At 71.2% G+C, this 18,598-nt stretch carries 12 protein-coding genes and 1 pseudogene; 6 read left to right on the top strand and 7 right to left on the bottom strand.

The window, feature by feature from the left end:
- Positions 1-32 precede the first annotated feature (32 nt).
- The 3 genes from ACIPK3_RS30195 to ACIPK3_RS30185 form a co-directional block, all read right to left on the bottom strand.
- On the bottom strand, positions 33-1,205 hold the full coding sequence (locus tag ACIPK3_RS30195; protein ID WP_402574780.1) for an LCP family protein: 1,173 nt from the start codon (positions 1,203-1,205) through the stop codon (positions 33-35).
- Positions 1,202-3,310: a bifunctional polysaccharide deacetylase/glycosyltransferase family 2 protein gene (locus ACIPK3_RS30190; protein ID WP_402574778.1), complete on the bottom strand. Its 2,109-nt coding sequence runs from the start codon at positions 3,308-3,310 to the stop codon at positions 1,202-1,204. Before ACIPK3_RS30190 ends, ACIPK3_RS30195 begins: the two co-directional genes overlap by 4 nt.
- Positions 3,311-3,901: 591 nt before the next feature.
- Positions 3,902-4,948 (bottom strand): DUF2804 domain-containing protein, encoded by a 1,047-nt coding sequence (locus ACIPK3_RS30185; RefSeq protein WP_402574776.1) that lies wholly within the window; start codon positions 4,946-4,948, stop codon positions 3,902-3,904.
- Positions 4,949-5,090: 142 nt separating this feature from the next.
- Here ACIPK3_RS30185 and ACIPK3_RS30180 point away from each other — a divergent pair, with 142 nt between their 5' ends.
- The 3 genes from ACIPK3_RS30180 to ACIPK3_RS30170 are packed head-to-tail and all read left to right on the top strand — an operon-like array spanning position 5,091 to position 10,710.
- A complete protein-coding gene (locus ACIPK3_RS30180; protein WP_402574774.1) occupies positions 5,091-6,587 on the top strand; it encodes an amidase in 1,497 nt (498 codons plus the stop codon).
- A 53-nt stretch (positions 6,588-6,640) separates the two neighbouring features.
- On the top strand, positions 6,641-8,080 hold the full coding sequence (locus ACIPK3_RS30175; RefSeq protein WP_402574772.1) for an SWIM zinc finger family protein: 1,440 nt from the start codon (positions 6,641-6,643) through the stop codon (positions 8,078-8,080).
- Positions 8,077-10,710 carry a DUF6493 family protein gene (locus tag ACIPK3_RS30170; RefSeq protein WP_402574770.1) on the top strand — a complete coding sequence of 878 codons (2,634 nt, stop codon included), beginning with the start codon at positions 8,077-8,079 and terminating at the stop codon, positions 10,708-10,710. The genes ACIPK3_RS30175 and ACIPK3_RS30170 overlap by 4 nt, the downstream gene beginning before the upstream one ends.
- Before the next feature lie 38 nt (positions 10,711-10,748).
- Here ACIPK3_RS30170 and ACIPK3_RS30165 read toward each other — a convergent pair whose 3' ends face one another.
- The gene (locus ACIPK3_RS30165) at positions 10,749-13,448 is read right to left on the bottom strand and encodes a SpoIIE family protein phosphatase (RefSeq protein ID WP_402574768.1); all 2,700 of its coding nucleotides are present in this window, start codon (positions 13,446-13,448) and stop codon (positions 10,749-10,751) included.
- A gap of 184 nt (positions 13,449-13,632) precedes the next feature.
- Here ACIPK3_RS30165 and ACIPK3_RS30160 point away from each other — a divergent pair, with 184 nt between their 5' ends.
- Positions 13,633-14,679, top strand: a complete 1,047-nt coding sequence (locus tag ACIPK3_RS30160; protein ID WP_402574766.1) for a PP2C family protein-serine/threonine phosphatase — start codon at positions 13,633-13,635, stop codon at positions 14,677-14,679.
- Between the two features lie 42 nt (positions 14,680-14,721).
- Here the strand turns inward: ACIPK3_RS30160 and ACIPK3_RS30155 are convergent, their stop codons facing one another.
- A complete protein-coding gene (locus tag ACIPK3_RS30155; protein WP_402574764.1) occupies positions 14,722-15,114 on the bottom strand; it encodes a DUF5997 family protein in 393 nt (130 codons plus the stop codon).
- Between the two features lie 58 nt (positions 15,115-15,172).
- Here ACIPK3_RS30155 and ACIPK3_RS30150 point away from each other — a divergent pair, with 58 nt between their 5' ends.
- On the top strand, positions 15,173-15,940 hold the full coding sequence (locus ACIPK3_RS30150) for a LysR family transcriptional regulator substrate-binding protein (RefSeq protein WP_402574762.1): 768 nt from the start codon (positions 15,173-15,175) through the stop codon (positions 15,938-15,940).
- Between the two features lie 20 nt (positions 15,941-15,960).
- Here ACIPK3_RS30150 and ACIPK3_RS30145 read toward each other — a convergent pair whose 3' ends face one another.
- A complete protein-coding gene (locus tag ACIPK3_RS30145; protein WP_402574760.1) occupies positions 15,961-17,478 on the bottom strand; it encodes an MFS transporter in 1,518 nt (505 codons plus the stop codon).
- A gap of 304 nt (positions 17,479-17,782) precedes the next feature.
- Positions 17,783-18,265, bottom strand: coding sequence for an Lrp/AsnC family transcriptional regulator (locus ACIPK3_RS30140; RefSeq protein ID WP_402574759.1), 483 nt, complete (start codon positions 18,263-18,265; stop codon positions 17,783-17,785).
- Between the two features lie 71 nt (positions 18,266-18,336).
- Here ACIPK3_RS30140 and ACIPK3_RS30135 point away from each other — a divergent pair.
- A pseudogene (locus ACIPK3_RS30135) lies at positions 18,337-18,498 on the top strand (FUSC family protein); the annotation flags it as partial.
- Positions 18,499-18,598: the final 100 nt, after the last annotated feature.

Raw genomic sequence — 18,598 nt, 5'->3', positions numbered from 1 at the left:
GGGCAGGAAGCCCGGCCACACCACCGTGGGGATCAGTGCCCCCGGCCTCCCGGCACTGTCACCGGTCGGTCATCGCGTATCTGCCGGAACAGCACTGCGGCGCGGTCCGCGTCCCAACGGATGACGTTGCCCTTCGCGGTGGGGAGACCCACCGCGTCCACCGGCACGGTCACCTGTTTCGCCGTGCCGTTGGGGCCCCGCAGGGAACGGAACATGCCCATGAGCCGCTGCAGGTCCATGTTCCGGTCCACGACGAGTGCGTCGAGTCCGGCGGTCAGCGCCGGGTACATCTGCGTCGGGTCCAGGAAGGTCTTGGATCTGCCCGCCTTGTCCGCCAGCGCCGAGAGGAACCGCTGCTGGTTGCGCGAGCGCCCCAGATCGCCTTCGGCCTCCTGATGGCGTTCGCGGACGAACGCGAGCGATTGCCTGCCGTTCAGCGTCCGGCAGCCGCTGCGCAGATCCGCGCCCGACTTCTCGTCCTTGATGTCCCGGTCCAGACAGAACCGCACGCCGCCGATCGCGTCCACGACCTTCACGAAGCCGGCGAATCCGATCTCCGCGTAGTGGTGGATGCGGATCCCGGTGTTGTGCTCGATGGTGTGCGCCAGCAACTCCGGTCCACCGTAAGCGAATGCCGCGTTCAGCTTGTCCTTGGTCGGCGGAACCCGCTTCCCGGTCGCCGGGTCGTGGAATCCCGGGATCGTCACCCACGAGTCACGCGGCAGGCTGAGCATCACGGCACCCCGGGCCCCGGTGTGCAGCACGATGATCGAGTCCGTGCGCCGCCCCCCGCCGCCCCCGGCGTGCAGGTCACGGACATCGGAGTCCGAGAGTCCGTCCCGGCTGTCGGAGCCGACGATCAGGTAGTTCGTGCCCTCTCCCGACGCCCGGCCGTGGGAGTACGCGGCGAGATCCACGTCCCGGTGCAGCTCGCTCTCCGCCCAGGCGTACGTACCGCCCGCCGTGAGCAGCAGGGTGGTGGCCAACGCGAGAAAGGCGCGCACCGCCCGGCGCCCGCGACGGGGCCGGGCGCGGGATCGGAGCGAGGGCCGTGGCGCGGTGCCACGCCAGCCGTACGCCTCCCTCCGTACGGGCCGTACGGGCCGTACGGGCGCCGCCTCGGCGGACCGGCCGGGGCCGGGCGGGCCGACCCGGCGGTTCCAGGGCGCCGGAGTGCCCCCTGTGTGGTCGAGCGGGTGGGTCATCGCAGCTCTCCCTTCGAGTTCTCGAGCGTCAGGCCGACGTCTACCGGCGACAGGTCGTCGAGCCGGTACGGATCGGCGCTGCCGGTACGGTGCATGCGGTGCCACTTGAGACGGCTGCCGAGCAGTGCCGTCATCACCGAGTGGAAGACGACCAGATACAACATCTGCCGGTAGACGAAGAGCTGCAGCGGCAGTGACCACAGAGCGCGCAGCTTCTCGCCGTCCAGCCGGAGCGCGTACCCCGCCGTGGCCATCTGGACGACGAGGAACGCCAGCCAGACGATGATCGCCTCGGACGGGTCACGGAAGCACACGCCGTACAGGGCGAAGACGTCCACGGCGGGCGCGAAGAGCGGCAGGGCGACCTGGAAGAGCGCCAGATAGCTGAGCCCGCGTCGGCCGAACCGTCCCGCGGTGCCGAGCTCGGTGACGGCCCGGCGGTGCTTCCACATCGACTGGAGGGTGCCGTAGCACCAGCGGTAGCGCTGCCGCCACAACTGCCTCATCGTGTGCGGGACCTCGGTCCACGCGACGGCCGATTCCTCGTAGACGACCCGCCAACCGGCGCGCCACAGGGCCATGGTCAGGTCGGTGTCCTCGGCGAGCGTCTCGTCGCTCACACCGCCGACGCCCAGCAGCGCGTCCCGGCGGAAGGCGCCGATGGCGCCGGGCACGGTCGGCATGCATTCCAGCACCTCGAACATGCGCCGGTCGAGATTGAATCCGAGCACGTACTCCAGGTGCTGCCACTTGCCCAGCAGATGCCGGCGGTTGCCCACCTTCGTGTTCCCGCTGACCGCCCCGATCGCGGCATGGGCCAGTGGCTGGACGAGGTGGTGGATGGCATCCGGTTCCAGCACGGTGTCCGCGTCGACCATCACCACGATGTCGTGCGACGCGTGCGCGAGTCCGGTGTTCAGGGCTCCCGGCTTTCCGGTGTTGGGCTGGCGCACCAGCGTCACCCGCGGATCGTCGATGCCGGCGACCGCCGCCGCAGTGCCGTCCGTCGAACCGTCGTCGATCACCACGATCTCGAGGTCCGCGTAGGTGGAGGCGAGCAGCGAGTGGACGGTGGCGATGATGCCCGCCTCCTCGTTGTGCGCGGGAACCAGGACGGTCACCGGACCGGTCACGGCACGCAACAGGGGGCTGCCCGGCCGCAGTCTGCCGCGTCGGCGCACATGGATCCGCGCGAACCAGACGAGCATCGCCAGGCGCAGCAGACCCAGCACTCCCGCCACGACCAGCGCCCAGGCCATGGCGCGGGAGAAGCCCCGACCAAGGTCCTGGGCCTGCATGAGACCCCTGCCCTTCAGCCGCTCGGCGAGTGAAGCCCGGCTGGTGGACTCGGGCTGTCCGAGGCCGGCCGAGACCGTGGTGAACCGTCGCACCCGCGGGTTGCGCAGCAGCGACCGCGCCTCCCGGAAGCCGAGTTCGGTGTGGCTGTACTGGCGTACCACGCCCTCGGCGGACTTCCGGGACGTCCGGTCCGCGGCGACGATGAGATAGCCTTCGCCGGCAGCGCGGCGGGCGGCCTGCCACTCGGCGCCGCACAGGGTGTCCGCCGTGGTGGTGTGGGGCAGGCGCAGCAACCAGGTGTGCTCACCCGCCACGCCCGCCAGTACCGTCTGGGTGAAGCCCAGTTCCATACGGGCGCGGGGACGGGAAGCCGCTCCGAGATCGCCACCGGTGTAGGTGTAGGAACCGATCTCGTGACCCTCGGCTCGGATACGGCGGACCAGCTCCGGGTACCGCGCGGCCTGTTTGCCGTACACGAAGAACGTGGCGTGTGCCTTGTGCTCGGCCAGCAGGTCCAGCAGACGTGGTGTCCACACCGGATCAGGTCCGCCGTCGAAGGTGAGGGCCGCCGTGCCCGGGGGCATGGCAGCCGTCACGACACCGCCATCGGTGAATCTCAGGACCGGGCGTCCGGTGTCCGCGCTGCGCGGGATGGGTTCGGCGCAGGGACGTTTGATACGCGCGGCGTCGACCTCATGTGTGGTCCACCCCTCGAAGAGGAGAGTGACCACGACTACGGTGAGAATGAGGATCAACAGCACCCAGTGCCCGCGTGGGGGACGGCGCAATGCGTGCCGGGGCGTCATCCGCGGGTGACCTCGTGCGGATCGGGCGAGGTCCTGCCGCTCTGTGGCCGGGACGGACCGTCCGTCGGTGGAGGGGATGGTTGTCGGCTGTTCGCGGAGCGCTCCGTCGCTCCCGGTTCGGCCCGGTGGCCCGCCGGGGCCACGGGGATCGGGGCGCCGGTGCCGGGGGGACGGTCTCCGACGGACTGCCAGAGTCCGGCCATGACGATCGCAGCGAACACCAGGTAGGCCCCGCAGGCGCTGCTGAGGGCCACTGCGGTGTACCGCAGCACCTGCCTTCGCCTGCCTGAACCTTCCATGAATATGGGGCGGTTGGTCTGTTCGGTCTGCGTCTTACCGTGGGGGGTGAGATACATGACGGGTGAGTCTAATTAGGTTCATCGTTTTGTCAGCAGCGGCACTTCACCGGCTGAAGACGGACCTTGACAAGCCGAATCCGGGGCGGGCACGGGAACGGCTGACCTGTCGAGGTGGACGACGGGCGGAATCAGCGCACGGAACTTCCCGAGAATCTGCACAGAACCCGATCACGCCCTCCCCCCTTTTCGAGTTCCGGGCACGGTCCGGCAACATCCCGGAAACAGCGGCGGATCACCATCGCATGCGCACGTCCTCGGCCCACCCCAGCAGCCGGTTCACCGCGATCCGCTCGCCGTCGTCGGTGTGGATCGAACCGGTGTAGTGGCCGAAGCACTGGTCGGTACGGTTGGCGACGAGACCCACGTCGGTGCGGGTGGACCTGTTGTGGAACGGTGTGAACACCAGGTCCACCCGGGCTGATTCACGGCTGCGGATCGACCATGGCGCCAGGTGGTCGTCGGGGGACCAGTGCCAGGCCAGCTCCTGGCCGAGCTTGCTGATCCGGCCGTCGACGCACACCGCGTTCTCCGTCGCGCCGGTGCCACGCGTCCAGCGCCCGCCGAACTGCAGGCCGACGGTACGGCCGTCCGTGCGCCCGGACGCCGCGCCCCAGTTCCATGCCACCGAGCGGGGCCACCGGCCCCGTCCGTGGTCGAGAGTGCCCCAGGCGTCATCTCCGAACTCCAGCACGTCACTGCCGATGCGCACGGTGCCGGAAGCGGGCCGGGCCGTGTGCTTGGAGGTGTACTGGAAGCGGCGTTCGTCCCAGGGGACGACCACGGAGAGCGTCTCGTGCCCGGCGGGCAGCGCGACGAGGAGGTCCACCTCCACCGGGAGGTGCTGTGGGCTCAGACAGCGCGCCCGCAGCCGGGTGGCGGCGCCCTCGTTGTGGATCTCGATCCGCACCTGCCCCCTGGCCGGCCGCCGTGGTCCGACCACGAGCGCGGGGGAGCCCGCCGCTCCGGCGACGGTGTCGGGGAGTCGGACGCCGAACCCGCCGGGCACGATCACGGTACGCTCGAACTCCCGCTGCACGGCCCCGTATTCCAGGACGTAGACCGAGTTCAGGGCCAGGTAGTCGAGATCGCTCACGGTGAGGGCCACGAGGTGGGTCGGCGTGGTCACGCACCAGTACTCCCAGCGCTTCGTCCGGCCCCAGCCGGGAATCCGGCAGCGGTGCAGCGGTCGGCGCGACCAGCCGATCGCGGATGGTTCGAGCGTCCCGTCGCCACGGCACAGGTCGACGGGAGCGGTGATCTCGCGTTCATGCGTCGCCATGGCCGGACCCTATCGAAAGCGCCACTCACCGGTGGGGCGAATTGTCCGTAGCCGAAGGGGACATGACGAGTATGGGGGCGTTGATACCGTTGCGAGAAACGGTATTTCATGACCTGTTCCGGAGGTCGGTACGGTCGGATTCATGGAGTGGAATTTTCAGTCGGCCGAAAAACTCGTGACCGCCTTGCGTGCAGGCGAGGTGACCTCGGCGGAACTGACCGACGAGGCGATCGCCCGTGTCGAGTGTGACGACAAGGCGATCAACGCGATCTGTGTGCCGGACTTCGACCGTGCACGCGCCGCCGCGCGCGATGCCGACCAGGCGCGCGCCCGCGGTGAGGACCGGCCGCTGCTCGGCGTACCGGTGACGGTCAAGGAGTCCTACAACATCGCCGGACTGCCCACGACCTGGGGCATGCCGGCACACCGTGACTACATGCCGGCCGAGGACGCGGTGCAGGTCTCACGGCTCAAGGCCGCAGGCGCGGTGGTGCTCGGGAAGACCAATGTGCCCTTGGGGCTGCAAGACGTGCAGAGCTTCAACGAGATCTACGGCACCACCAACAACCCGTGGGATCACGACCGCACGTCCGGTGGATCCTCCGGCGGATCGGCGGCGGCCCTGGCGTCCGGGTTCGGTGCGCTTTCCATCGGCTCCGACATCGCCGGTTCGTTGCGCACCCCGGCACATTTCTGCGGTGTCTACGCACACAAGCCGACACTCGGGCTGGTGGCGGCCCGCGGCATGGTCCCGCCGTCCGCACCGGCCCTGCCGGCCGAAGGCGACCTCGCCGTCGTCGGTCCGATGGCGCGCACTGCACGTGATCTCGCGCTCCTGCTCGACGTGATGGCCGGACCGGACCCGCTGACGCTCGGGGTGGCGCACGACCTGACGCTGCCTCCCGCGCGCCACGAGCGGCTCGGCGACTTCAGGGTCCTGGTCCTCGACAGGCATCCGCTCATTCCGACCGGGTCCGCCGTGCGGGCGGCCGTGAACCGCGTGGCCGACGCCCTTGTCGACGGTGGCGCCCGTGTCGAACGGCGCAGTCCGCTGCTGCCCGATCTGACCGAAGCCGCGGTACTCTACACGCACTTGTTGTTCTCGGGCTCCGTCGCCCGATTTCCCGTCGAGTCGTACGAGCGGTTGCGGACCCGCGCCGCCGCACTGGGCGCGGACGACCGGAGTCTTGATGCGGCGCGGCTGCGCGGCATGGTGTTCAGCCACCGTGACTGGATCGAGGCGAACAGCAGTCGCGAGCTCCACCGCCACGGCTGGCGGCAGTTCTTCGCCGAGTGGGACGCCGTGGTGTGTCCGATCACGCCCACTCCCGCGTTCCCGCACGACCACCACCCCGATCCGAGGGAACGCCGGATCGCCATCGACGGCGTCGAGCACCCGTACTTCGACCAGCTCGTCTGGGCCAGCCTTGCCACCATGCCCGGCCTGCCCGCCACCGCCGTACCAGCGGGCCGGTCCCCGGAGGGCCTGCCGGTGGGAGTGCAGTTGATCGGTCCGATGTTCGAGGACCGCACCCCGCTGCGGCTGGCCGAACTGCTGGAGCAGCGGATCGGTGGCTTCCAGGCGCCGAGGCAGCGCGGCCGCTCCGGTCCGAAGGGGAGGGCGGAGTACGGGGTCTGACGACAGCACAGGCGGCTGGGGCGTTGTCAGAGGTGGCGTCTAGCGTTTGGGGCATGACGCAGGCCTCACAGACGTACGCCTATCTCCGCCCCTCCGCGGTGCACCGGACCGCGGAGGGCTCCACGCTCAGTCTCCAGACCTCCGGAGGCGTCACACCGGCGGGGCGGGCAGCTCATCCGAGCTTCTTCCACGGCTTCCTGACCCGGCCTCAGGTCGCCGCGGCCGGACTGCTGTGCGTCGCGGACGTCGCGGCCGCTCACTACTACCAACCGCTGCGTCCCATATCGCTCGACCCGGTGGTCACCGGGAACGGGGACCGGCTGCGGTTCGAGTCGTTCTCCGGCTGCTGCGGGGTGTACGCGCGGCTCGACATGCTGGGCGACGCCCTCGACGGTGACGACATCGGACACGGCACGACCAATGTCGATGTGAACATCCCGCTCCGGGAGGCGCTCACCCGCGTGGGTCCGAACGACCCGCTGTTCGTGGAGGTCGGGCCCGACGAACTGACCGTCACCACCTTCGACGGGCCGGTGACCGAGAAGCAGGTGCCGCTCCCCGATCGCTGGCTGCGCGGCTTCGCCGAGACACAGGTGATCGCCTCCGGGTTCGACCTGCGCGCGGAGCTCTCCGCGGCCGAGGCCGTGCACTTCCTCCGGTCGCTGCCGCGTCCCGGATCCTCCCGCGGCGCGTCACGGGGAGCGCGCTGGGTCGTCCCGGCGGGCCGGTCGCTGCGCGCGACCGCCCGGCCCGTCCCCGGAGCGGTGTGCCTGCCGGGTCCCGAACGGCTCGGCGCGCTGGCCCGGGTGCTGCGCCATGCGACAGGCCTGCGGATCCACGGGCCGGCCGTCACCACCGGCAGCGACCTCTCGGCGAGCGCCTGGGAGGTGCGGCTCCCCGGGATGCGCCTCACACTCACCCTGTCCCCGGACGTGTCGCGGGGCTTCTCCGGCGAGGGCGGAGTCCTGAACGCCCTGGCGGCACAGGAGTCGGCCGAGGACGCCGAGCTGGTGTCGGTGCTGCTCGCCTGGGACCCCGCCGTCGACATCGCCGACCTGGCCGCACAGTCCGGGCTCACCCCACAGCGTGTACGGGCCGCGCTCACCCGCCTCGGCACCGCCGGACGCATCGGCTACGACGTGGCGGAGACGGCCTACTTCCACCGGGAACTCCCGTACGACACCGGGCTGGCAGACCGCCACAACCCCCGGCTGCGCGCCGCCCACGCACTCGTGGAGGCGGGCGCGGTGCGCCTCGACGGAGAGTTGGCCACGGTCAACGTCGACGACCACGTCCACCGGGTCAGGTCCGACGAAGGGCGTCTGAGCTGCACCTGCCGCTGGTGGGCGGAATACCGCGGCGGCCGCGGACCGTGCAAGCACGCCCTCGCCGTCCGCATCGTCCGCCGGGCGGAGTCACACCGTACGACAGCACACCCCACGACCGGCGCCGCCCGGAACACGACCGTCACTTCCACCGGAGCAGACCGATGAGCGAGACCACTCCCTACGAAATCCCCGACGGGGTCACCGAGGGCGTGCGCGACCTGTTGCACGCCGTGCGCGAGGGCCGAGAGGGGGCGGTCCCCGAGCTCGTCGGCACGCTCACCGACGCCGAGCGGCGCGCGTGCCTGCCGGCGCTCAAGTCGTGGCGCGCGATCGCGCGGAACCACTGGAGCCACGAGCACTGGGCCGTACGCGCGGCACTGCGGCTCGCCGGGGCGGGGTGCTGCACCGGCGCGGCGGCCACGACGCAGTGGCTCGCGAGCGGCGAGCTGCGGCGGGTCAACGACGATCCCTCACTGGTCCTCAGGGCGCTGGGTGACCGCGACCCCGAATGGCTGGCGCAGGTGGCCCACCGGCTGGCGGAACGCCGCACCGTCGCGGAGGAGGAGTACGGGTTGATCGCACAGCTGGTGCAAGCCGCGAGCTGCGAGCCTCCCACGACGGACGGCTTCGTCATCGGCTGGGAGCAGAGCATGCTGGTCAGCGGCAGCACGGTCAAGGACAGGCTCCGGGACGACCCGTTCCTGGCGGTGATGGTCCCCCGGCTCTTCGAGGTGCCGGAGGCCGGCTCGGACTTCCAGTTCAGCCGGGAGGACGACCCCGGATGGCCGGACGCGCTCGTCGGGCTCGCCGAGGAGGGACGGCTCAGCCGCGAGATGCTGATCGACGGCTGTCTTTCGCGGTTGCCGCGCGGGGGCCGGCTCGGCCTTGTGAAGGGCTTCCTCGCGCTGCTGACGGCCCTGGACCTGACCGTGGACGAGCAGGCGGCGCACACGCTCACCTGGGTGCGGATGCTGCCCGACGGCCACGCGCTGGTGGCGGCGCGTGCCCAGGAGGTGCTGGCCGGGCTCGACGAGGCGGGCCGTCTGGAGAGCGAGCACCTGGTCGAGATCTCCCGGGCAGCCCTGTTCCGGCCCGAGAAGAAGATCGTGCGAGCCCAGCTCGGCATGCTCGACAAGGCGATGAGGCGTGAGCGCTCCCGCACGGACGAACTGCTTCCCGTGGCCGCCGAAGCCTTCGGCCACGAGGAGCACAGCCTCCAGGAGCGGGCGCTCGCCCTGGTCGTCCGGCACCGCAAACACGCGAGCGGGGCCGTCCTGGCCGAGCTCGCGGTGGGCGCCGCGCAGCTCAGCCCCGACCTGCGTAAACGCGCGGCCGAGGTATTCGGCGACGCCGTCACCGGCGAAGACGCCGACGTCCCGGCCGCCGAGGGTGACACGCTGCCGCCCGTGCCGAACGCCGAGCGCATCGAGCCGGTACCGCCCACCGCCGCTGAACTCGCCGAGGAGACCGGCGCGCTGCTGCGCAGGGACGGGACCCCGGCTCAGTGGGAGCGGGTGCTGAACGGGCTCGTGGTGCACGCCCACGCCGACCCGGAGGCCCTCCGTGCCGCCCTGGAACCGGTCGTGGCGCAGCGGACCCTGGACTGGCAGGTCGACTACCTGAAACAGGGGCTCGCGATCGTCGTCATGTCCATCATGGGCATGTCCTTGGGGAACGTGAGCGTTGCCCGCGACCACTTCGGGCAGCAGTGTCCGCACCTGGCTCTCCGGTCCGTTCCCCTCATCCGCGCGGCCGAGATCGGGACCCGGCTGGTCGATGCCCCCTTGCCGTTCCTGCTGGCCACGCCCACCTGGACGACGGGGACCGTCGACGCGTCGGAGCTGGTGGCGAGGCTCGCCGCATATGAGAACTCCGGCATCGAGCCCGGCCGGGCGGACCTCTGCCAGGCCCTGCTGCGACTCGACCGGGAGGTGCCGCCCGAGGCACGAGCGGCCGCCGCGGAGCTCACGTCCCCGGCGGGGCGGCGGCTCGCCGCCTGGCTCGGCTCGGAAGGGCTGTCCGATCCCGTCCTCTCCCGCGACACCGAGCCACTGAGATTGAGGACTCCTCGTCCCGGAGTGCTGGTCCGCACCGGTGCCCTGCCCGGGCACGAGGACCACCCCGAGCCGTTCCGCTCCCTGCTCGGCGCCTACGACCCCATCGGGAGCCCGTGCAGGTGCGGGAGCGGCTGGGAGTGTTCCCCGCACACCTTGGCCATCCTGCCCGAGCACCGGGAGGTCGTCGCGGCGCGGATGCTGGTGGTCTTCGGGAGCCTGGCCGAGTCCGATTCCGTCGGCGTGTGCGCTCCCGTGCTGCCCACCCTCGCCGAGTCGAACGGACCGGCCGGGCCCGCGACCCATCTCCTCGTGGCGTACGGCCTGGGGGCACGGCGTATGGAGGAGCAGCTGTTCGCCGTGGACGCGATGCTCGTCCTGGCCGCTCGCGGACAGCTCGACGCGGCTCGGCTCGGCCGGGACATCGCCGAGCTGACGGGGCTGCGCCGGCTCAAGCTCCAGCGAGTCGTGGCGGCGTTGCGGGAGGCGGAGCGCACGGGCACGTACGCCACGGTGTGGGCGGTGCTCTCGGCCGCTCTCCCTCTCCTGCTGGCGGACGGGGCGACGCACGGGCTCCCCGCGATGCTCACGATCGCCGCCGACTGCGCGGAGCGGGGCGGAATCCGTGAAGCGATACCGGAGATCAAGGAGCTGGCGGCACGTTCCGGATCGTCACAGATGATCAAACAGGCGCGGCGCATCATGACCGCGACCGGGGTACCGGTGAACGCTGCTCCCTGAGCCGAACCTCGCGCCTGAGGCCGGTCCCGGTCCCGGTCTCAGTCCCGGTCTGCTTCCTCGTCCTCCTCCGCCAGGGAGAGTTCGGCCCAGATGACCTTGCCCTGGGGGGTGTAGCGGGTGCCCCAGCGTTCGGTCATCTGGGAGACGAGGAAGAGGCCGCGGCCGCCTTCGTCGGTGGTGGCGGCGTAGCGCAGGTGGGGTGAGGTGCTGCTGCTGTCGGTGACTTCGCAGGTCAGGGTGCGGTCCAGGATGAGGCGGACGTGGATGGGCGGGGTGCCGTGGCGAATGGCGTTGGTGGCGAGTTCGGTGAGGACCAGTTCGGTGGAGAAGTCGAGGTGGGAGAGGTCCCATGCGTGGAGTCGGCGGGTGATGTCGCTTCGCATGCGGGACACGGCGGCGGGGTCGGCAGGCAGGTCCCATTCCGCGATGTGGTCGGGGGGCAGGGCGTGGGTGCGGGCGATGAGGAGGGCGACGTCGTCCTTGGGGCGGGTGGGCAGGAGCTGGTCGAGGACGGCCTGGCAGGTGTCCTCGGGGGTCCGGTGGGGGTGGCCGTGGAGGGCCTGCCGGAGGAGTTCCATGCTGTCGTCGAGGTCGCGGTTGCGGTCCTCGATGAGGCCGTCGGTGTAGAGGACGAGCTGGGTGCCCGGAGTGAGGTGGAGGGTGGTGGTCTGGAAGGGCAGGCCGCCGAGGCCGAGGGGCGGACCGGTGGGGATGTCCGGGTAGGTGGTGGTGCCGTCGGGGTGGACGAGCGCGGGAGCGGGGTGCCCGGCGCGGGCGACGGTGCAGGTCTGGGTGGTGGGGTCGTAGACGGCGTAGAGGCAGGTGGCGCCGATGATCTCCGGGCTGGAGTCGGCGGTGGTCTCGTCCTGGTCGATGCGGGCGACGAGGTCGTCGAGGTGGACGAGGAGTTCGTCGGGGGGAAGGTCGAGGGTGGCGAAGTTGTGTACGGCGGTGCGCAGCCGGCCCATGGTGGCGGCGGCGTGCAGGCCGTGGCCGACGACGTCGCCGACGGCGAGGGCGACCCGGCTGCCGGGCAGCGGGATGACGTCGAACCAGTCGCCGCTGACGCCGGAGTGGGCGGGCAGGTAGCGGTAGGCGACGTCCAGCGCGGTGTGCTCGGGCAGGGCCCGGGGCAGCAGGCTGCGCTGGAGTGTGACGGCGAGGGCGTGCTCGCGTGTGTACCGGCGGGCGTTGTCGATGCTGACCGCGGCCCGTGCGACCAGTTCCTCGGCGAGCGACAGCTCCTCCTCGTCGAACGGGGCATGGTGCTGGTCGCGCCAGAAGTTGGCCATGCCCAGGACCTGGCCACGGGCCAGGACGGGTGCGGCGATCAGCGAGTGGATGCCGTACTCGATGATCGCGAGGGTGCGCGGCGGGTCCTGGGCCTGCCAGTGCGCGGCCTTGGACAGGTCGGGGACGAGTTCCGAGCGGCCGGTGCCGTAGCCGCGGGCCTGCGGGGTGGACGGCAGGAAGTCGATCAGCCAGTCCTTGGGGTACAGCGGGGCGTCGTCGCGGATCCCGCTCACGCCGACGCGACGCATCCCGGTGGCGGTGGGCGCCGGTTCCTCCCCGCGCAGGACGGCGCCCGCCAGGTCCACGGTCACGAAGTCCGCGAACCTGGGGACCGCGACCTGCGCCAGTTCCTCCGCCGTCCGCTCCACGTCCAGGGTGCTGCCGATCCGCAGTCCGGCGTCGTACAGCAGCTTCAGTCGCTCTCGGGCCAGCTCCGCGCGCCCCGACACCGCCTGCAACTCCGTCGAGTCCCGCAGGGTCATCACCGTTCCCATGCGGCCCTCGTCGGGGTCCAGACGGCGCTGGTTGATGGCCAGCGCCCGTTCCCCGGCCAGGTGCACCTCGTCCGTGGCCTCACGCCCGGAGGCCAGCAGGGCCACCGTCTCTGGGGCCAGGCCGGACAGCTCCGAGACGGAGTGGCCCTCCGCGTCGGGCGGTAGTTCCAGCAGGCGGCGCGCCTCGTCGTTGGCGAGCAGCAGCCTGCCGTCCTCGCCGACGATCAGCACTCCTTCTCGCACCGAGTGGAGCACCGTGTCGTGATGTTCGTACATGCGGGACAGCTCGTCCGGGGCGAGGCTGTGCGTCTGGCGCCGCAGCCGCCGTCCCACCAGTGCCGTCCCGCCGGTCGCGACGACGAGGGCTCCGCCCCCGGCGGCCAGGATGATCGGCAGCTGCCGGTTCACCTGGCTGGACACGTTCTTGACCTTCATCCCCGCGGACACCAGGGCGGTCACCTTGCCCTGGTCGTCCTCGACGGGCACGGTGGCCTGCACCTCGTGCCCGAGCGGGCCGTGGACGCTCTCGGTGTAGACCTTTCCGGCCAGGGAGGGTTCGATCCGGCCGACGAACCGCTGGCCGATCCGGCTCGGCATGGGGTGGGTGTAGCGGATGCCCTTGGTGTCCATGACCACGATGAAGTCGACACCGGCGGCCCTGCGTCCGGCCTCGGTGAGCGGCTGTAGCACCTTCGAAGGGTCGGGCGTCTTCAGCGCCGCCAGAACGCCGGGCGAGTGGGCGAACGTCTCCGCCACGGCCGTGGAGCGGCGCACGGCCTCGGAGGTGGTGTCCCGCTTCGACTGCAACGCCAGGGCGAACACGCTGCAGGTCACGAGCAGCACCACCACGACCACCTGGAGCAGGAAGACCTGCCCGGCCACGCTTCGCGGACTCCGGTCGGCCAGCGGCTTGAGCCATAGATGTCGAAAAGCGGCGAAACGATTCGCCATACGCCCTTTGTAGCACTGGTCAACCCTTGTGGCACTGCCTGAATCCGCCCCGTGCCCGATGGGCGGGCCGCCGCCGGCCGCCATCCCGCCGATCGCATTGAGTCGATATTTAGCCGATATGATGCACTTTGTGGTCATGTTCGGCCGACTGCGATTCCGTCGTCCACCTCACCACGGGCGGTGGATGCTGGCCCGCCTGTCCCCGGTGATCCTCACCGTCGTGGTCGGTGTGCTGGCGTTCGCCACGCCGAGGGAGATCGCCATCAGCCGTCTGCTGCCCGCGGCACCCGCCCTCGCCGCGGCGATGTGGCCCGTCATCCCCACGATCCTGCTCGGGGCGGTGTGCCTGGTCGTGATGCTGAGCCTCGGGGTGGTCTACAGCGACCTGGGCACCCCGTACACGGCGGCCGCGATCATCGCGGTCACGCTGGCGGCCGCCTACGCGAGCCACATCCGCCTCCAGCGGGAGGAGGTGCTGGTCCAGGTCCGGCTCGTCGCCGATGTCGCCCAGCGGGTGCTGCTACGCCCCCTGCCCTGCCGTATCGACGACATCGAGATCGAGTCGCTCTACCTGGCGGCCCAGGAGCAGGCTCGCATCGGCGGCGACTTCTACGAGGCGGCGGGAACGCCGTACGGGGTCCGGCTGCTCATCGGTGACGTCCGGGGCAAGGGACTCTCCGCGGTCGGCGCCGCCGCCGCGGTGATCAGCTGCTTCAGGGAGGCCGCCTACGACGAGCCCGACCTGACGGGCATCGTCCACCGTCTGGAGACCAGCATCGCCCGGTACAGTGCCGCGATCCCGGGCCAGGACCTGCCGGAGCGCTTCGCCACGGCCCTCATCGCCGAGATCCCTTACGGGGGCCGGCACGTGAGGCTGCTCAACTGCGGGCATCCCCCGCCACTGCTCGTGCACGGGGGCGAGCTCCTCGTCCTGGAGCCCACGGCGCCCTCGCCGCCCCTCAACCTCGCGGCACTCATCGGGGACCGCTACTACATCGACACCGTCACCTTCGGCCCCGGCGACCGCCTGCTGCTCTACACCGACGGTGTGTCGGAGACCCGGAACCGCACGGGCGGGTTCTTCCCGCTGCCGGACTGGATGCGGCAGCAGGACCAGGAACCGTCCGGCGAACTGCTCGACCGGCTGCACCGGGATCTCCTGCGCTACAGCGGCGGAAGGCTGGAGGACGACATCGCCGCCCTCGCCGTGCGCTACCCGAACACGGACTGAGGGACCAGCAACCGGGTCCCTACTCAGCAGCCCTGTTCGTACTCAGCCCTGCTCGTCGGCCTGCTCGCGCTGCTGGTTCTTGAGCCGCACCGTCTCCCGGCGGACCTCCGCCTGCGTGGTCCGCTCACGCTCCAGCCACTCGGGCTGCTCCTGCTTGAGCGCCTCGATCTCGTCGGTGGTGAGGGCCTCGGTCACCCCACCGCGCGCCAGGCCGGAGATGGAGACACCCAGCTTCGCCGCCACCACGGGACGCGGATGCGGGCCGGTGCGCCGCAGCTCGGTCAGCCACTCGGGGGGATTGGCCTGGAGCTCGTTCAGCTCGGCTCGCGAGACGACGCCCTCCTGGAACTCGGCGGGGGTGGCGGGGAGATATACACCCAGCTTCTTCGCCGCCGTGGCGGGCTTCATCGTCTGGCCGGTCTGCTGCGAACTCATGAGGTCAAGGGTATCGGCCGAATGCGGGACGCCCGACCACGGCCGATACCCTGGCCTGGTGACAGGCTCCGAGGAAACACCGTCGTTCCGGCTCGCGTACGTCCCCGGCGTGATGCCCGCCAAGTGGGTGCGGATCTGGCAGGAACGCCGGCCCGGGGTCTCCCTCGACCTGCTCCAGGTGGCGGCCGCCGACGTTTCCGGTGTGCTGCGCGACGGAGGGGCCGACGCGGGACTCGTGCGTCTGCCGGTCGACCGTACGTACTTCAGCGCGATCCCCCTCTACACGGAGACCACGGTCGTGGTGGTCCCCAAGGACCATCTGATCACCGCGGCCGAGGAGGTCACCGTCGAGGACCTCGCCGACGAGGTCCTCTTCCACCCCCTCGACGACGTCTTCGACTGGGACAGTCCGCCGGGGGAGCCCGCCTTCGAGTGTCCGGCCACCACCGCCGACGCCGTCGAACTCGTCGCGGCCGGTGTGGGGCTGCTGGTCGTCCCCCAGTCGCTGGCCCGCCTGCACCACCGCAGGGACCTGGAGTACCGCCCGGTGGTGGACGCCCCCCAGTCCAGCGTCGCCCTGTCCTGGCCCGAGGAGGCCACCACCGACCTCGTCGAGGACTTCATCGGCATCGTCCGCGGCCGCACGGTCAACAGCACCCGTGGCCGCACGTCCGCCCCGCCCGAGCCGGAACGGGGGCGCGCCCGGACCGACAAGCCCGCCGCCCGGCAGAAGCCGGCGCAGGGCCGGACCGCCGGGCGCGGTGCGAAGGGGCGTTCCGGCGGGACCCAGGGCGCCAAGCGCGGCAAACCCCGGCGCCGGTCGTAGCCACCGGTCGTAGCCACCGGTCAGGGACGCGACGGCGACCGCGGTTCGTCGGCGGCTCGTCCGTCGTGCCCCTCGGGATTCACGTGCCCCGTCCGAGGGTCCTCCCGGTGCTCGGGGGACCGTTCCGTGGCCGGTTCGCGCAGGTCGGCGACGGCCAGGGCCAGACCCGCCAGGACGAACAGAAGAGCCGCCAGCAGACCCAGCTGGAGTGCGCCCGCGGCACTGCCGTGGTTCGCCAGGTGCGCGAAGTACACCGAGCCCACGGCCGCGATACCCGCGGCCGACCCGACCCGCTGCCCCATCTGAAGCACCCCTCCCGCCGCGCCGGCACGGCGTACCGGCACGCGCGCCAGGGTGAGGGTGGTGTTGGGGGACGTGGTCAGACCCGAGCCGACCCCGGCCAGGAGCAGCGGCAGTGCCGCCGCCCACCCCACGCCCACGCCCGGCACCAGCCTCACCGCGACCGCGGCACCGAGCAGACCGACCGTCACCGCGCTCAACCCCCACACCACCAGCTTGCGGCCGTACCGGACGACCAGACGCCCGCCGACCAGCGCCGCCACCGCGGATCCGACCGCGAACGGCATCGCGGCCAGCCCCGCCTCCAGCGCGCTGTAGTCGAGTGTGTTCTGCAGGAAGAGCGTGTACACGAAGAACAGCGAGGTGAACCCGGCGAAGTACACGAGGCTCAGCAGGGAGCCACAGGTGAACGACCGCCGGTTGAACAGCCGCAGGTCCACCAGTGGAGCCCGCCCGCGCAGTCCCTGGCGCCGCTCCCACGCCCAGAACGCCAGCAGCAGTACGACGGCCAACGGGACCAGCGCCCACTTGCTCCGGCCGTGCCAGGCCTGCTCCTGGACGAGGGGCAGCATCAGCGCCATCGCGCCGAAGCCCAGCAGCAGTACACCCGGTACGTCGTAGCCCTCGCGGGAGTCCTTCGGCGGGGACCCGGGCAGCAGGCGGAGTGCCGTGACGAACACCGCCACACCGATCGGCAGGTTGACGAAGAACACCCACCGCCAGCTGCCGGAGGCCTCGATCAGCAGTCCTCCGGCCAGCGGGCCGACCGCCGTGGAGATGGCCACGACGCTGCCGAACATGCCGAAGGCCCGCGCGCGTTCCGCGCCCCTGAACATCTGCTGGATCAGTCCCGAACCCTGAGGCGCGATCATGCCTCCCGCCACGCCCTGGAGCAGCCGGAACACCACCAGCCATCCCGAGGTGGGGGCCAGTCCGCAGGCCGCCGAGGTCAGCGTGAACAGGGCGACGCCGGTCAGGAACGTCTCCCGGCGGCCGCGCAGGTCACCCAGCCGGCCGGAGGGGACGAGGAAGAGGCCGTAGGTCAGCGCGTATCCGGACGCCACCCAGGACAGGTCGGCCTGCGGTGCGTGCAGCCCCCGCTCCATGGAGGGCAGGGCCACGTTCACGATCGAGGTGTCCAGGAGGGTCATGAAACCCGCAGTAAGACACACCGCGAGCGCCTTCCAGCGCCGTTCGTCTGCGACCGGGCCCGGCGAGCGCACCTGCACCGTGGTCATGAGGCCTCCGCACGGAGCGAACCGGCGGGCTCGCCGTGTATGGGATCGGTGGGCATGCGCGTGCCTTCCTGTATGTCCTGCGATCACGCTAGGAACAGGCGCCGCACCGCGCGCGCCGTAACGGCGCCACCGCATGCCGTCGCCGGTCGCCCCAGGGCCGTAGGGCCGGTGCGGCTGCTGGTTGAGCGGCGGATGACGCGTCCGAACGGCGACTTCCGCCCAGAATGCGCCGAGCGGGTGAGCCCCGCCGGGACGAGGGTCGAGGCGGCGCCCAAGAGCTCCGGCTCAAGGGGGGCGCCGGAGGTCAGCGTCGGCGGGCCGCCGACCGGCCGATCGACTCGACGAGCGGCAGCAGGCGGTGCGGGACGCGCTCGCGCAGGGCCACCTCCGTACGGGTGCGCACCACGCCCGGCAGGCTGATCAGCTTCTGGATCACGTCCTCCAGGTGTGCGTTGTCCCGCGCCACGACCCGGGTCAGCAGATCCCCGCCGCCCGTGATCGAGAACGCCTCGACGATCTCCGGCACGGCGGCCAGCGCGTCGCCCACGTCGTCGAGATGGCCCTGGGTCACCTCGATGTGCACGAAGGCCAGCACCGGATGACCCAGCGCGGCGGGGGACAGCGAAGGGCCCGTGCCGGTGATCACGCCGTCCCGCTCCAGGCGGTCGAGTCGCGCCTGGAGAGTGCCGCGGGCGACCCCTAGAACGCGGGCGTACTCGCGCACGCTGGTGCGCGGCTGCTCGAGAAGCAGCCGCAGGATGCGGGTGTCGAGCTCGTCCACGGACATGGCGTCCGCCGCCTCCTCGTGCCTCGGATCATCATCGCCGACTACGCCCTGCCCCGGCTCACTGCGGGCGGATCTTCGTGAACACCGCCTCGCGCGGCGAGACGCTGGTCTGCGGCTTCCGCCGTGTGCTCGGCAGGATCCTCGGTATCGGCCTCGGCCCGCTGGTCGCCGTAGCCGTCTTCGGCTTCTTCCACACGCCCGCCCACTCTTACACCTGGATGATGTTCTTCGTGCCGTCAAGACATCTCAGGGAGCCAAGAAGTCAAGCTGCTTGCTCGGCCGGAGGTGACAGGAGCGGTGCGAAGGCATGCTGTTCATCGAAATGCTGCCGGG

Origin of the sequence: Streptomyces sp. NPDC086787 (assembly GCF_044745865.1) — a bacterium.
GTDB lineage: Bacteria > Actinomycetota > Actinomycetes > Streptomycetales > Streptomycetaceae > Streptomyces.
Note: the sequence above shows the minus strand (reverse complement) of the source record. Positions and strands in the feature narration are given on the sequence as shown.

What these genes read in the sequence shown, in the direction of transcription:
- ACIPK3_RS30195 (WP_402574780.1), bottom strand. Translation starts at nt 1,205, where the DNA reads ATGACCCACCCGCTCGACCACACAGGGGGCACTCCGGCGCCCTGGAAC.
- ACIPK3_RS30170 (WP_402574770.1), top strand. Translation starts at nt 8,077, where the DNA reads ATGAGCGAGACCACTCCCTACGAAATCCCCGACGGGGTCACCGAGGGC.
- ACIPK3_RS30185 (WP_402574776.1), bottom strand. Translation starts at nt 4,948, where the DNA reads ATGGCGACGCATGAACGCGAGATCACCGCTCCCGTCGACCTGTGCCGT.
- ACIPK3_RS30180 (WP_402574774.1), top strand. Translation starts at nt 5,091, where the DNA reads ATGGAGTGGAATTTTCAGTCGGCCGAAAAACTCGTGACCGCCTTGCGT.
- ACIPK3_RS30165 (WP_402574768.1), bottom strand. Translation starts at nt 13,448, where the DNA reads ATGGCGAATCGTTTCGCCGCTTTTCGACATCTATGGCTCAAGCCGCTG.
- ACIPK3_RS30160 (WP_402574766.1), top strand. Translation starts at nt 13,633, where the DNA reads ATGCTGGCCCGCCTGTCCCCGGTGATCCTCACCGTCGTGGTCGGTGTG.
- ACIPK3_RS30190 (WP_402574778.1), bottom strand. Translation starts at nt 3,310, where the DNA reads ATGACGCCCCGGCACGCATTGCGCCGTCCCCCACGCGGGCACTGGGTG.
- ACIPK3_RS30145 (WP_402574760.1), bottom strand. Translation starts at nt 17,478, where the DNA reads ATGACCACGGTGCAGGTGCGCTCGCCGGGCCCGGTCGCAGACGAACGG.
- ACIPK3_RS30155 (WP_402574764.1), bottom strand. Translation starts at nt 15,114, where the DNA reads ATGAGTTCGCAGCAGACCGGCCAGACGATGAAGCCCGCCACGGCGGCG.
- ACIPK3_RS30175 (WP_402574772.1), top strand. Translation starts at nt 6,641, where the DNA reads ATGACGCAGGCCTCACAGACGTACGCCTATCTCCGCCCCTCCGCGGTG.
- ACIPK3_RS30140 (WP_402574759.1), bottom strand. Translation starts at nt 18,265, where the DNA reads ATGTCCGTGGACGAGCTCGACACCCGCATCCTGCGGCTGCTTCTCGAG.